Source organism: Caballeronia sp. AZ1_KS37, assembly GCF_023631165.1.
Classification (GTDB): domain Bacteria; phylum Pseudomonadota; class Gammaproteobacteria; order Burkholderiales; family Burkholderiaceae; genus Caballeronia; species Caballeronia zhejiangensis.
This window is the reverse complement of the sequence record NZ_JALQDP010000001.1, coordinates 239414-252296: the sequence shown is the minus strand read 5'-3', so window position 1 is coordinate 252296 and position 12883 is coordinate 239414. Positions and strand designations below refer to the sequence as shown.

General features: G+C 63.9%; 13 protein-coding genes. 9 read left to right on the top strand and 4 right to left on the bottom strand.

Features of this window, described 5'->3' with window-relative positions:
• Window positions 1-84: 84 nt before the first annotated feature.
• Together aqpZ and NCS00_RS01180 are read left to right on the top strand one after the other, a co-directional pair.
• Window positions 85-783, top strand: a complete 699-nt coding sequence (gene aqpZ / locus NCS00_RS01185; protein WP_008351895.1) for an aquaporin Z — start codon at window positions 85-87, stop codon at window positions 781-783.
• Window positions 784-1122: 339 nt separating this feature from the next.
• Window positions 1123-1410, top strand: coding sequence for a hypothetical protein (locus NCS00_RS01180; RefSeq protein ID WP_008351896.1), 288 nt, complete (start codon window positions 1123-1125; stop codon window positions 1408-1410).
• A gap of 46 nt (window positions 1411-1456) precedes the next feature.
• On the opposite strand, the gene NCS00_RS01175 is transcribed toward NCS00_RS01180, so the two are convergent.
• Window positions 1457-2293: a Cof-type HAD-IIB family hydrolase gene (locus NCS00_RS01175; RefSeq protein ID WP_008351897.1), complete on the bottom strand. Its 837-nt coding sequence runs from the start codon at window positions 2291-2293 to the stop codon at window positions 1457-1459.
• Between the two features lie 33 nt (window positions 2294-2326).
• Window positions 2327-3244: a glucosamine kinase nucleotide-binding domain-containing protein gene (locus NCS00_RS01170; protein ID WP_250438876.1), complete on the bottom strand. Its 918-nt coding sequence runs from the start codon at window positions 3242-3244 to the stop codon at window positions 2327-2329.
• A 114-nt stretch (window positions 3245-3358) separates the two neighbouring features.
• On the opposite strand from NCS00_RS01170, the gene NCS00_RS01165 reads away from it, so the two are divergent.
• The 3 genes from NCS00_RS01165 (at window position 3359) to NCS00_RS01155 (ending at window position 5245) form a co-directional block, all read left to right on the top strand.
• Window positions 3359-3964, top strand: coding sequence for a DNA-3-methyladenine glycosylase I (locus tag NCS00_RS01165; RefSeq protein WP_034470421.1), 606 nt, complete (start codon window positions 3359-3361; stop codon window positions 3962-3964).
• 461 nt (window positions 3965-4425) lie between these two features.
• A complete protein-coding gene (locus NCS00_RS01160; protein WP_250438874.1) occupies window positions 4426-4851 on the top strand; it encodes a hypothetical protein in 426 nt (141 codons plus the stop codon).
• 16 nt (window positions 4852-4867) lie between these two features.
• Entirely contained in the window at window positions 4868-5245 is a 378-nt protein-coding gene (locus tag NCS00_RS01155; RefSeq protein ID WP_239294315.1) for a hypothetical protein, read from the top strand.
• Between the two features lie 114 nt (window positions 5246-5359).
• Here the strand turns inward: NCS00_RS01155 and rpsU are convergent, their stop codons facing one another.
• Complete coding sequence (gene rpsU / locus NCS00_RS01150; protein ID WP_008351904.1) at window positions 5360-5572, bottom strand: 30S ribosomal protein S21; 213 nt, start codon at window positions 5570-5572, stop codon at window positions 5360-5362.
• Between the two features lie 349 nt (window positions 5573-5921).
• Complete coding sequence (locus NCS00_RS01145; RefSeq protein ID WP_250433518.1) at window positions 5922-6872, bottom strand: aldo/keto reductase; 951 nt, start codon at window positions 6870-6872, stop codon at window positions 5922-5924.
• 243 nt (window positions 6873-7115) lie between these two features.
• Here NCS00_RS01145 and NCS00_RS01140 point away from each other — a divergent pair, with 243 nt between their 5' ends.
• The 4 genes from NCS00_RS01140 to NCS00_RS01125 all read left to right on the top strand — a co-directional run bounded on the left by NCS00_RS01140 (window position 7116) and on the right by NCS00_RS01125 (window position 12883).
• Complete coding sequence (locus NCS00_RS01140) at window positions 7116-8276, top strand: flagellin (RefSeq protein WP_250433509.1); 1161 nt, start codon at window positions 7116-7118, stop codon at window positions 8274-8276.
• A 202-nt stretch (window positions 8277-8478) separates the two neighbouring features.
• Window positions 8479-10041: a flagellar filament capping protein FliD gene (gene fliD, locus NCS00_RS01135; RefSeq protein WP_250433492.1), complete on the top strand. Its 1563-nt coding sequence runs from the start codon at window positions 8479-8481 to the stop codon at window positions 10039-10041.
• Between the two features lie 18 nt (window positions 10042-10059).
• Window positions 10060-10359, top strand: coding sequence for a flagellar protein FliT (locus NCS00_RS01130; RefSeq protein ID WP_250433483.1), 300 nt, complete (start codon window positions 10060-10062; stop codon window positions 10357-10359).
• A gap of 169 nt (window positions 10360-10528) precedes the next feature.
• Window positions 10529-12883 carry a tetratricopeptide repeat protein gene (locus NCS00_RS01125; RefSeq protein ID WP_250438864.1) on the top strand — a complete coding sequence of 785 codons (2355 nt, stop codon included), beginning with the start codon at window positions 10529-10531 and terminating at the stop codon, window positions 12881-12883.

Below are 12883 nucleotides of genomic sequence, written 5' to 3'. Positions count from 1 at the left end.
CGCTTAAACTGCGCTGCGCAAAAGCGCGTCACGCGTTCTTGTTTGAAATCAACGGCTTTTCATCTTTTTCACGAAGGCAGAATCATGCATTTGTCGAAGCGTCTCGGCGCTGAAATTTTCGGTACTTTCTGGCTCGTGCTGGGCGGCTGCGGAAGCGCCGTGCTCGCCGCGGCCTTTCCTGAACTCGGCATCGGATTCGCCGGCGTTTCGCTGGCATTCGGTCTCACCGTCCTGACGATGGCCTACGCCATCGGCCACGTCTCGGGCTGCCACCTGAACCCGGCCGTGAGCATCGGGCTTGCGACGGCGGGCCGCTTTCCGGTGCGCGATCTCGTGCCGTACATCGCGGCGCAAGTGATCGGCGCGACGCTAGGCGCGTGGGTAATCTATCTGATCGCCACGGGCAATCCGAGCTTCGACTTCGCGTCGAGCGCATTCGCCGCGAACGGTTTCGGCGAGCACTCGCCGGGGCACTTCTCGATGGCCGCCGCGCTCATCGCCGAAATCGCGATGACGTTCTTCTTCCTCTTCGTGATCCTCGGCGCCACCGACGAGCGCGCGCCGAAAGGCTTCGCGCCGCTCGCCATCGGCCTGTGCCTGACGCTCATCCATCTGATCTCGATTCCGGTCACGAATACGTCGGTGAATCCGGCGCGCTCGTCGAGCCAGGCGTTCTTCGTCGGCGGCTGGGCGCTCGATCAGCTGTGGCTGTTCTGGATTGCGCCGATCGTCGGCGCGATTCTCGCGGGCGTGCTTTATCCGTTGCTGACGCGTCAGAAGTAAGTCACGGCGGCAGCAAACGGCGGCAAGCAAAACGGGCGCGAAATGCGCCCGTTTTTGTTTTTGCGCCACAGCGCGCATACGAAAGATTAAACGCGCGCGACAAATGTAATGCCGAATTACGCAGCCTGCTTATGAATTTGCGTCACGCGATGTCAAGGATCATTTCGCGCGCCGCCGAAGGCTTGAAGGATAAGGCTTCCAGCGATGTCGACGGCGCCGCCGCGCTTGCGAACTCCCTTACGCCGTCCTTGCACACGGTAACAAGTCCTCGAAGCATGTAAGACGGCGGGCGCTTAAATTGGACTCATGCGACACACGTCGCCTTAAAGGAGAAACACAATGAAGCGCATCGTCACCCACATGCTTGTCGCGACTGGTCTTGCTATCGGTGCTGTCGGCGCGGCTCAGGCTCACAGCGATCTGCACATCGGCGTCTCGCTCGGCGCGCCGGCTTATGTGGCGCCGGCTCCGGTGTACGTGCGTCCGGCGGTTCCGGCGTATCGCGCGCCGTACTATCGCCACGAAGCGCCGCGCTGGTATGGCCGCGATCATCGCGACTATGGCCGATACGACCGCGCGGGCTGGAACCACGGCGGCTACGGCAACAACTGGGGCCATCGCGGATAAGCGGGACCGGCCGCGGATCGAGGTCCGCGGCCCGCCGTGACGGATATCAGTCGGGCGTCTGTCCCGGCGACGCGAGTTCGTCGCGAATGTCGAACAGCTTGCGCAGCTGATGCGCGACGCCCGCCTCGAAGTTGTACCCGATACGCGGCACGTTCGGCAGGCGCTTGATCAGATCGGGGTTCGCGTTGTTCATCATGAACGGATGCCCGGCGGTTTCGAGCAGATCGATATCGTTCATGTTGTCGCCGAACGCGACGCACTGCGCGGTATCGACATCGAGCCGCTCCAGCACGAAACGCAGCGCGCGCCCTTTCGATACGTCCGACGTCATCACTTCCAGACAGTCCGGCAGCGAATACGTGACGTAGAGCGAATCGCCGAACTCCCGTTCGAGGTTCGCGGCGGTCACCTTCAGATCGGCCGGATCGCCGATATACAGCACTTTCGCGATGTTCTCGCCATCATGCTCGCGCAGATCCATCACTTCGTACTTGAAGCCGGAATCCTGGTGGAAGACCAGCAACTCGGGCGCGTGACGGTCGATGAGCCAGGCGTCGTCGGCAAAAAGATTGACGATGACGCGCTCGCTGCCCGCGATCTCGGGCTGCACGAGACGGCGCACGGCGGCGGGCTCGAGGTCGCGCGAATAAATGCGCTCGTCGGCCGGCGTATGCACGCGCGCGCCGTTGGACGTGATGAGATACGCGTCGACGCCGAGCACATCGCGAATGCCGGCGACGTCGCGATAATGCCGGCCCGTCGCGATGACGATAGGCACGCCGCGCGCCGCGAGCGCGCGCACGGTTTCGGCGGTGAAGGGATCGAGCTGGTGGTCGCTGTTGAGAAGCGTACCGTCGAGATCAGTAGCGATAACCGAATACATGACTGCCTTTGTGGTGCCGCGAAGGTCGGTATTTTATCGCGCCGCACCGTCCGCAGCCGCGAAAGCGGACGCCGCGCGTCGCGCCAGTTCGAGCGCGCCCGCTGCGGAATCGGCGCGTGGCGCACGCATGCGTTCGCGCAACATGGCCGGCACGAATGGCTCGTAAGGCGCGGCCAGCCCGCCGCACAGCGCGACGGGCAGCACGCCGGCGGAATCGAGCGCCGCGACGAATTTCGCGATTTCCTGCCCCGCCTGATCCAGCAGACGCGCGGCCTCGGGATGGTCGCGGAACTCGAACACGGTGGGCGCAAGCGTCGCAAAAGCGGTTTGATTCGCGGCGCACAGCCAGACGACGAGACTGTCGCGATCCGTCGCGCCAGTGTGGGCGAGCATCGCGCGCGACCAGCCATCTTCGGGCGCGCGGCCGTCGAGCACGCGCTGCAGATGCACCACCGCGCGCAGGCCGAGCCACGCGCCGCTGGCTTCATCGCCGCTCGGAAAGCCGTAGCCGCCCGCGATTCGGCAAACGCCCGATTCGTCCAGCGACGCCGCGATGCTGCCCGTGCCGAGCGCGACGATCACGCCGGATTCCCCGCCGTGCGCGCCGAGCACGGTCGTATAGGCGTCGCTTTCCACGCTCAACGCGCGCACGTCCGGCGCCGCGCCGAGAAACGCGGTGAGCCAGTCCGCGTTGTTGACGCCCGCCAGGCCACAGCCGAGTGCGCAGTTGCGCCAGTCGAACGGCAGCGCGGCGGCCTCGAATGCGCACGCGCACGCGTCGCCGATCGATTGCCACGCGCGCGCCACCCCGAGCCCGAGCCCCGAAGGTCCGCCGCTCGCGCGCGCCAGTTCGTTGCCGTGCGCGTCGGCGAGAATCACGCGTGTGCCGCTCCCGCCGCCGTCGATGCCGAGCAGGAAGCCGTCAAATGCCGAAGTCGAAGATGTAGTCATGGGCGCAAGCTTACCGGCGGCCGCGACGCGCGCCAATTGGCCGAATGGCATAGATGGCGCGATACGGGCGATCCGCTATGCTGACGCGATTCAAAATAATGATGAGGACTCGCAATGGCAGACGCCGAACACACCCGCTGCGCCTGGGCCACGACCGACGCGATGATCGAATATCACGACGGCGAATGGGGCGTGCCGTCGCACGACGACCGGCATCTGTTCGAAATGCTGGTGCTGGAAGGCGCGCAGGCGGGCCTTTCCTGGTCGACGATCCTCAACAAGCGCGAGGGCTATCGCGCGCTCTTCGCGGGCTTCGACATCGACAAGGTGGCGCGCTTCACCGAGAAGGACGTCGAGCGGATCGTGCAGGACGCGCGCATCGTGCGTAACCGGGCGAAGATCGAATCGGCGGTGCTCAATGCACGCGCCGTGAAGCAGATCCAGCAGGAGCACGGCTCGTTCGCGGATTTCGTCTGGTCGTTCGTCGACGGCAAAACGATCGACACGCCGCGCGATGCGAAAAATCCCACGCCCGCGTCCACGCCGGAATCGGACGCGCTCAGCAAGGCGCTCAAGAAATACGGCTGCAAGTTCGTCGGCACGACGATTTGCTACGCGTTCATGCAGGCCACCGGCATGGTCAACGATCACGCCGTGGGTTGCATGTCGCGAGAAAAACCTAAGACAAAACGGAAGACCGTTGCAAAAACCCCGCTTTGATCGATTCCTATGCGGAAAAATTTTGCCTTTTGACAACATCGTATAGCGTAATTTACGCGATCTAGGGTAAATCCTTATAGATGACGTTTTTTTGCAGTGAAGCACGCGCAATTGCCCGAACTGCAAGGCTTTTGGCCGGGTTTTCCGCACTGCACGAACGTACGAGCCGTGTAAAAATGGCTTCCTCGCGTGCGCTGGCGCACCTTTTTACCGTTCCGAACCGTTATAACTGACGGTGTACGGATCGTCACTGAGTGTAGAAATCCGACGCGAGCACACAGGGCGCAGTCAGACCACACGCCCAGGCCGGGAAAACCGCCGTGCTCGGAGCAGAGGCCGGGCGGCGAGCGTCGATTCTGTTGCGCCATATTTGCAACGACGCTGCCGCTTTCGGTAAGCAGGTGCAGGTTCTCGAATACTTAAACGTATGGCCGCTGCGCAGGGGCGCAGGGGAGAAGATCATGAAAAGCTTGAACTTCCTGACGCATCAGGAGATTTTCAACAGCGCAGTCCAGCATCTTTTCGGACAAGGGCAAGCGGCTTTGCTGCCGCGGGGCGGCGGCGCCTATCGCGGATACTGCGGCGGCTGCCCTGTCGGGAGCTTCATCAAGCCGCGCGACTATGTCACCGCGATGGAAGGCGTGCCCATTCGCTTCATCGCGAAGCCGCCCGAGCAGGTGCCGGCGTACATGGATGTCGGCGTCGTGGCGCTGAAGCGCGCGCTGCTCCGTTCGCGCATCAACGTGTTCGATCCCAACACCGTCGAGTTGTTGTCGTGCCTGCAGAACGTGCATGACGTCTTCGGCAAACGGGAATGGCGCGAGCGTTTGACGTCGATCGCGCGTCAGTTCGGGTTGTCAGCCGAACTTCTTAAAACGGCCGCGTGATATTGCAGGTGCTGTGATGTTGAGCCCTATTACGATGTTGAGCCCGAAGGACATTTACGAGCGCGTCAGCGAGCACTTGCTGACGCAGCGCGCGGTCTCGGAAGACGACAACGGTTCGTGCAGGCTTCGCAGTCCGGAAGGCCGCAAGTGCGCGATCGGGTCGCTCGTGCGCGACGATGTGTACGAGCCGGAGCTGGAAGGCGTCGGCATTTCCTACTATCGGCATGCGCGGGACGGCGGTCTGCTGCGGGCGCTCTACGCATCGAACGTGAATGCCTACGATCCGAACATCATCGATCTGCTGATCGAGCTGGAGGAAGTTCACGACTACGCCGAAATCGAAGAGTGGCCGGCGTTGCTCGCGGCGCTTGGCAGGCGTCACGCGTTCGTCTGAACGCCCTCGCTAAAAAAGGCAATAGAAACGAAAACGGCGGTGCGCCCTTACGGGTCGCACCGCCGTTTTGCCGTTCGGCGCGAGGATCCGAAAACCCTCGCCCGAACAAGACGCTTAGTGCATCTTCTTCGGCAGCATCTGGCTGCGCAGGCGCTTGCGCAGGCGCGCGACAGCGGCGGCCTTCTTGCGCTTGCGCTCGGTGGTCGGCTTTTCGTACGACTGGCGCTCGCGCAGTTCGGCGATCAAGCCATTGCGCTCGATGGTGCGGCGGAAACGCCGAATCGCGACATCGAACGGCTCGTTTTCTTTGAGGACGATAGTGGTCATGTAAATCCTGGTTTGCTAAACGTATTTTCAAGCGCGCGACGACTGCGAGTTGCCGCGCCCCGGCACTCCGATCGTCCGCCGGACGTGAGAACGGCGCGACGGACACGAGCAAAGCGGCCACGGAGGCCGGAAAAGAGAGCGTTGAGATTCAGCCGCGGAAGCGGCAGGCGCTTTCGAAAGAACCACACGAAGGCGCGTTTCAGAGCCGTTCGCCGCTGTTGGTTGACGTTGTCATTTTCAGCGGCGAAGGCAGGAAATCGGGCACATTTCTCGATTCGGGCGCGATGTTACCAGAACACCGCGCCATTGCCAACTCCCGCGCGCCGGCCAACTCATTGATGCAACAGAACTATTTCTGCCACGCGCTGGCTTCGTCGAGCAGATGGATATCGTCGGCTGCGAGTTGCAGGCGCGTCGCGGCGGCCAAGCTCTCCAGTTGCGCGACCGACGTGGCGCTGGCGATCGGCGCCGTCACGCTCGGGCGCGCGATCATCCACGCGAGCGCGACCGTCGCGGGCGTCGTGTCGTTGCGTTTCGCGACTTCGTCGAGCGCGTCGAGAATCTCGAGGCCGCGCGGCGTCAGATACTTTTCGACGCGCGAGCCGCGCGCCTTGTGCTGCGTGTCCGCCTTCGACCGATATTTGCCCGACAGAAAGCCGCTCGCGAGCGCGTAATACGGCACGACGGCGATCTTGTGCTGTTCTGCCACCGGTTCGAGACCGGTCTCGTAGCCCTCGCGGTCGTAGAGGTTGTATTCGGGTTGCAGAATCTGATACGCCGGCAAGCCCGAATCCTTCGCGACTTTCAACGCCTCTTCGAGCCGCTCGCCCGTGTAGTTCGACGCGCCGATCACCCGCACCTTCCCCGCCTTGATGAGCGTCTGATACGCGTCGAGGGTTTCGTCGAGCGGCGTGGTTTCGTCGTCGTAATGGGAGAAATAGACGTCGATGTAATCGGTCTTGAGACGCCGCAGCGAATCGTCGACGGCCGCCGCGATGTTCGCCGCCGAGAGCCCGGCGCGCGTGGACAGCTTGCCGACTTTCGTCGCGAGCACGACCTGGTGGCGCTTGCCGCTTTCCCTGAACCACTTGCCGATGATCGTCTCCGATTCGCCGCCCTGATGCCCGTCGACCCAGGCGGAATAGACGTCGGCCGTATCGATGAAATTCAGGCCGTGGTCGACGAACGCGTCGAGGATCGAGAACGACGTGCGCTCGTTGGCAGTCCAGCCGAACACGTTGCCGCCGAAGACGAGCGGCGCAACTTTCAGTTCCGATGTGCCGATATTGCGTGTCTGCATGTGCGCTCCGAATGCGTCTAGAGGGACCAAAAAGCATACGCGCGAAATCGGCGCCTTGCCGGGCAAGGCTTCGCGGCCTCGCAACAGAATTCGTTACACAAATCGTTTGCGCGGGCCTTAAGTTTTTTTCGAGGGGCCCGATAACCACAAGTAGGCGGCCGGCTATCACCGAGCGCAGGACCGCCAGGCAACTTACTCGGTGCTTTAGCCAAAGCCAGATACAGTCTCCCAGGAGAGAACAAAATGATCGGTATCAACAGCAACATCAACTCGCTGGTTGCACAGCAGAACCTCAACGGCACGCAAAGCGCGCTGTCTTCGGCGATCACCCGCCTCTCGTCGGGCAAGCGCATCAACAGCGCTGCTGACGACGCAGCAGGTCTCGCGATCTCGAACCGGATGCAAACGCAGATCAACGGCCTGAACCAGGGCGTTTCGAATGCGAACGACGGTGTGTCGATTGCCCAGACGGCTTCGAGCGCGCTTTCGTCGATGACCTCCAGCCTGCAGCGTATCCGTACGCTGGCCGTGCAAGCCGCGAGCGGCTCGCTCTCGTCGAGCGACCAGGCTTCGCTGCAGAAGGAAGTTTCGCAGCAGATCGCCGAAGTGAACCGTATCGCTTCGCAAACGACGTACAACGGCCGCAACATTCTTGACGGTTCGGCTGGCAGCCTGAGCTTCCAGGTCGGCGCGAACGTCGGTCAGACGATCAATCTGGACCTGAGCCAAGACATGGGCGCGAACTCGCTCGGCGGCGGCATGGTGCAGAAGGGCAACACGCTCGGCACGTTCTCGAACCTGTCGCTGTCGTCGAGCGGCGCCTACGCCTCTTCCGGCGCGACGATCACCTCGATCAACGTGCTGTCGGACGGCAAGGGCGGCTTCTCGTTCACCGACCAGAACAACGTCGCGCTGAGCTCGACGGCCGTCACGGCCATCTTCGGCTCGGGCACCGCAGGCACGGGCACGGCTGCAGCACCGCACGAAAACACGCTGACGTTCAGCACGAGCATTGCCGGTTCGATGGGCGCATCCGTGAGCTCCGCGATCACCACCCTCAACGCGTCGATCAACAAGATCAACAAGCCGGACACGGTCGCGAACCTCGACATCAGCACCACGACGGGCGCCAACGTCGCGCTGGTCTCGATCGACAACGCACTGCAGACGCTGAACAACGTGCAGGCAACGCTGGGTGCAGCCCAGAACCGTCTGAGCGCAATCGCTTCGTCGCAGCAAGCTGAATCGACCGACCTGTCGTCGGCTCAGTCGCAGATCACCGACGCGAACTTCGCGCAGGAAACGGCGAACCTCAGCAAGGCTCAAGTGCTGCAACAGGCTGGTATCTCGGTGCTCGCGCAAGCGAACTCCCTGCCGCAGCAAGTTCTGAAGCTCCTCGGCTAAGCGGTACGCCAAGGTAGCACCCGACGCCGGATCTTCATCCCGAAGATCCGGCGTCGGGCCGTCCCGGCGACGAAACCACGTTTCGATCTCTTGCGTGTGCGCCCGCGTTCACGAGCGCACACGCAAGAGTTTGTTTCCCGCAACGAGCAGTTGACTGCGATCACGCGCAATCAGGCGACAGCGCGATACACGGAGTTACCCGATGTCCACGATCAGTACGGCCACCACGGCGGCGACCGCCGCGCAGACCCAGGCGTCCGCGAACGCGGCGCTTGCCGAAGCAGCGCAATCCATCATCAGCGGCGCGACGGGCAACTCGTCGATGGACGTCAACGCGCTCGTTACCGCGATGGTCAACGCGAAAACGGCCGGCCAGAGCGCATCGCTCGCCGCCGCGCAATCGAACGACAACACGAAGCTCTCGGCGATCGGCACGCTGTCGTCGGCGCTCTCGACGCTGCAAACTACGATGACGAGCCTGACCGACGGCTCGCTGATGTCGACCTTCACGACCAACGTGACGGGCACCGGCATCACCGCATCGGGCGCCGCCGGCGCCGTGGCGGGCAGCTACGACGTGACGGTCTCGCAGATCGCGAAGGCGCAATCGCTGACGTCGACCGGCTTCGCGACGGACGAAAAGCTCGGCACCGGCACGATGCAGATCAGCGTCGGCTCCAAGTCGATGTCGATCAACATCACGAGCAGCAACAACACGCTTTCGGGCATCGCCGCCGCGATCAACAACGCGTCCGGCAATCCGGGCGTGAGCGCGACGATCGTGACCGGCACGGACGGCCAGCATCTGGTGCTCAACTCCACGACGACGGGCGCGTCGAACGTCATCTCGACCACGATCACCGGCGCGGCCAGCGGCAGCGACCTGAACAAGCTCGGGGTCTCGTCGACGGCCGGCGCAAACGGCGCGGCGTCCACGATTTCCGACGATTCCGTCACCAACGGCTGGTCGCAAAGCGCGACCGCGCAGGACGCGATGTACAAGGTCGGCGGCGTCGCGGGCACGAGTTCGAGCAACACGGTCACGAGCGCGATCAAGGGCGTGACGCTGAACCTGACGGCGGCGGCGGTGACGACCCCGGCGAGCACGCAGACGGTCACGATCTCGCAGGACACGTCGTCGATTTCGAGCGCGATTTCGAACTTCGTCAGCCTCTACAACACGGTCGTCTCGACGATCAACTCTTATACGTCGTTCAACAGCAGCGCGTCCGCGGGCTCGCAGGGCGGCGTGCTGCTCGGCAACTCGGCGGTCAACACGATCAAGAATCAGCTTTCCGCGATCATCGGCAGCGCGGTCGGCAAGGGCAGCGGCTCGATCTCGCTGGCGTCGCTCGGCATCAGCCAGGTTTCGTCGCTCGATGCGACCGCGGAGCAGCCGGCCGGCACGCTGACCATCGACAGCGACAAGCTCACCGACGCGCTGACGAACAACGCAACCGGCGTGTCGCAGCTTTTCAACGCGATCAACGGCGTCGGCGCGCAGCTGACCGACAAGATTTCGAGCTATCTGAGCACGGGCGGCCTGCTCACGTCCGAGACGGATTCGATCAACAAGGATCTCGCCAACATCTCGACGCAGCAGACGACGCTGACCAACTACGCCGCGCAGCTCACGTCGGACTACAACGCGCAGTTCACGGCGCTCAATACGCTGATGGCGAGCATGAACCAGAACACGCAATATCTGACGGCGCTCTTCGGCGGCACGAACAGCGCAGGCGCGATGGCGACCAACAAGTCCTAAAAGCGGAGAACCGGCACGATGAACCAGGACGCTCTCGTCGAACAACTGTTCGCACTGACGAAAGACATGGAAACGGCGGCCACGCTCGCGGACTGGCCGCGCGCAGCGGAGCTCGATGCCGCGCGCACGCCGCTTTTGCAGGCGCTGACGCGCGAGCAGAGCCCGCAGGCGCTCGCGAAAATCCGCGAAATCCAGGGTATCGACGCTGCCGTGCTCGCGGACGCGAGCGCGACCCGCACCGGTCTCGCCGCCGAATATCACGCGGCGATGAAGCGCGTGAACGCCGTCAACCGCTACCAGCAAGGCGCGCGGTTCTAGAAACACCGCGCTTTCGCTTCAGTTTTCCCCCGATGCCCGCTTCACGCGGGCATTTTTTCGCCCGCTGGCGATCCCCCGAATTACGGCGGCTTTCCCGCTCATCTCCGCGCTTCGGTTTGGCGGCCTCGCTTGGATAATCAGTTCAATCGCAAGGAGCACGCCGAAGATCATGAGCATTTCCCTACAGGTTCCGGACGCCACGACGCTGACGCCGGAGCAACAGTTCGAGCAGGACATCGCGACCGTCATGCAGTCGGCGCTGGAGAATCATCACGCCGGCAATCATGCCGACGCCGAAGCGCTCTATCGCGCGATTCTCGATCACAAGCCGGATCACGCGGACGTGCTGTACAACCTCGCGGTTCTCTTTATCCAGACGCAACGTCCGGACGACGCGGTGCCGCTGTTCGAATCCGTGCTCGGCCTGCGTCCGGACAACGGCCAGTACTGGGTCTCGTACATCGACGCGCTCGCGCGCACCAATCAGACGCAGGCTGCCTGGTTCGCGGTTGAAATGGCGCAGCAGCGCGGCGCGCGCGGTCCGGCGATGGACGGCCTGATCGAGCGCCTGTCGCACCCGAATGGCTACGCGGCGGCCGTGCTCGCCGAGGCCTCGCAGCTCGCGCGCCTCGCGCCGAAGACCGTCGATGGCAGCGCGGACGACGCGTCGCAATCGACCGCCGGCAAGCGCGGCAATCCCACGCCGCAGGACCTGAACCAGTTCGCGTCGCTTTACAACAAGGGCCGCCACGACGAAGCGATCAAGCTGGCGCGCGTGCTCGTCGAACGTTATCCGCATCACGTCGGCGCGCAGCGTTCGCTCGGCCTGGCGCTGTACTCGCACGGCCGCTTCGTCGAAGCCATCGAGCCGCTCGGCCGCACGGTCGAGCTGGAGCCCGCGGACCAGCATTCGCGCATGCTGTTCGCGAGCGCGCTGCAGGTTCATGGCGACAACGTCGGCGCCGAGCGGCAGTGCCGTCTGGTGATCGCGCGCGACCCGAATCACGCGGAAGCGCATCGCGTGCTCGGCGTGTCGCTGTCGGCGATGCGCCGTCACGCCGAAGCCATCGAAGCCTGCGAACGGGCGATCGAGCTCGCGCCGAAAAACGGCGACATGCACGGCGCGCTCGGCGTCGTGCTGATGGACGACGGTCAGATCGCGCGCGCCGAAGGCACCTTCCGCAAGGCGCTCGAGTGCAACCCGATCGACTTCATTTCGCACAGCAATCTGCTGTTCTGCCTCACGCACCGTACCGATCTGACGCCCGTCGCGCTCTTCGACGAACATCGCGAATTCGACCGCCGTCACGGCGATCCGGCGCGCCGCCTGTGGCGCGCGCACGAGAACGCGAAGGATCCGCACAAGACGCTGCGCGTCGGTCTCGTGTCCGGCGACTTGTTCCGCCACGCCGTCGCATCGTTTCTGGAACCCGTGCTCGCATTGCTCGCGAAGGATCCGGGCATCGAGATTCACGTCTACAGCACCCATGCGCGCGAGGATTCGACGACGCAGCGCCTGCGCGGCCACGCGCCACGCTGGAACGTCGTCTCGGGCTTGTCGGACGATGCGTTCGTCGAGAAAGTGCGCGCCGACGGCATCGATATCCTGATCGACCTGTCGGGCCATACCGGCCGCAACCGCCTGCGCGCCTTCGCACGCAAGCCCGCGCCGGTCCAGGCGTCGTGGATCGGCTATCCGCAGACGACCGGCGTCAGCGCCATCGACTATTACTTCGCGAACCGCACGCCGCATTTCTCGCCGATCGACGACCAGTTCGTCGAAAAGATCGCGTACCTGCCGGCGGCGGCGCCGTTCCTGCCCGATGCGAATTCGCCGCCGGTCAATCTGCTGCCCGCGCTCCACAAGGGCTACGTCACGTTCGGCAGCTTCAACCGCGTGTCGAAGCTGCGCCGCGAGGTAATCGCGCTGTGGGCGCGCGTGCTGCACGCCGTGCCGGATTCGAAGATGCTGATGGGCGCGATGCCCGACGACAGCGCCGTCGCCGAACTGGGCAAGTGGTTCGCCGAAGAAGGCATCGCCGCGGACCGGCTTGCGCTGCTCAAGCGCTCGAACGTGTCGGTGTATCTGCAGCAGCATCATCAGGTCGATCTGTGTCTCGACACCTTCCCGTATGCGGGCGGCACGACGACGCTGCACGCGCTCTGGATGGGCGTGCCGACGCTGACGCTGCTCGGCGACACGATGCCCGGCCGCGCGGGCGGCACGTTGATGAGCCAGGTCGGACTCGAATCGTTCATCGCACGCGACGCGGATGAATTCGTCGCGAAGGGCGTCGCGTACGCAAGCGATCTGAATGCGCTCGCGGCCCTGCGCACCGGCATGCGCGAGCGCTGCTCGGAATCGGCGCGCTTCCGTCCGGACGTGATCGCCGCGAGCATGAGCCACGCGCTTCGTCACATGTGGCAGCGCTGGTGCGCCGGCCTGCCCGCCGAATCTTTCGATACCGAACTCCTCGCCGCCGCGCCCGCCGCAGCGAATTCAGCAGCCACCACGCAAGGTTGA

Coding starts and splice junctions, on each gene's coding strand:
- aqpZ (WP_008351895.1), top strand. CDS start 85: ATGCATTTGTCGAAGCGTCTCGGCGCTGAAATTTTCGGTACTTTCTGG.
- rpsU (WP_008351904.1), bottom strand. CDS start 5,572: ATGACCACTATCGTCCTCAAAGAAAACGAGCCGTTCGATGTCGCGATT.
- NCS00_RS01180 (WP_008351896.1), top strand. CDS start 1,123: ATGAAGCGCATCGTCACCCACATGCTTGTCGCGACTGGTCTTGCTATC.
- NCS00_RS01140 (WP_250433509.1), top strand. CDS start 7,116: ATGATCGGTATCAACAGCAACATCAACTCGCTGGTTGCACAGCAGAAC.
- NCS00_RS01125 (WP_250438864.1), top strand. CDS start 10,529: ATGAGCATTTCCCTACAGGTTCCGGACGCCACGACGCTGACGCCGGAG.
- NCS00_RS01175 (WP_008351897.1), bottom strand. CDS start 2,293: ATGTATTCGGTTATCGCTACTGATCTCGACGGTACGCTTCTCAACAGC.
- fliD (WP_250433492.1), top strand. CDS start 8,479: ATGTCCACGATCAGTACGGCCACCACGGCGGCGACCGCCGCGCAGACC.
- NCS00_RS01155 (WP_239294315.1), top strand. CDS start 4,868: ATGTTGAGCCCTATTACGATGTTGAGCCCGAAGGACATTTACGAGCGC.
- NCS00_RS01160 (WP_250438874.1), top strand. CDS start 4,426: ATGAAAAGCTTGAACTTCCTGACGCATCAGGAGATTTTCAACAGCGCA.
- NCS00_RS01130 (WP_250433483.1), top strand. CDS start 10,060: ATGAACCAGGACGCTCTCGTCGAACAACTGTTCGCACTGACGAAAGAC.
- NCS00_RS01145 (WP_250433518.1), bottom strand. CDS start 6,872: ATGCAGACACGCAATATCGGCACATCGGAACTGAAAGTTGCGCCGCTC.
- NCS00_RS01165 (WP_034470421.1), top strand. CDS start 3,359: ATGGCAGACGCCGAACACACCCGCTGCGCCTGGGCCACGACCGACGCG.
- NCS00_RS01170 (WP_250438876.1), bottom strand. CDS start 3,244: ATGACTACATCTTCGACTTCGGCATTTGACGGCTTCCTGCTCGGCATC.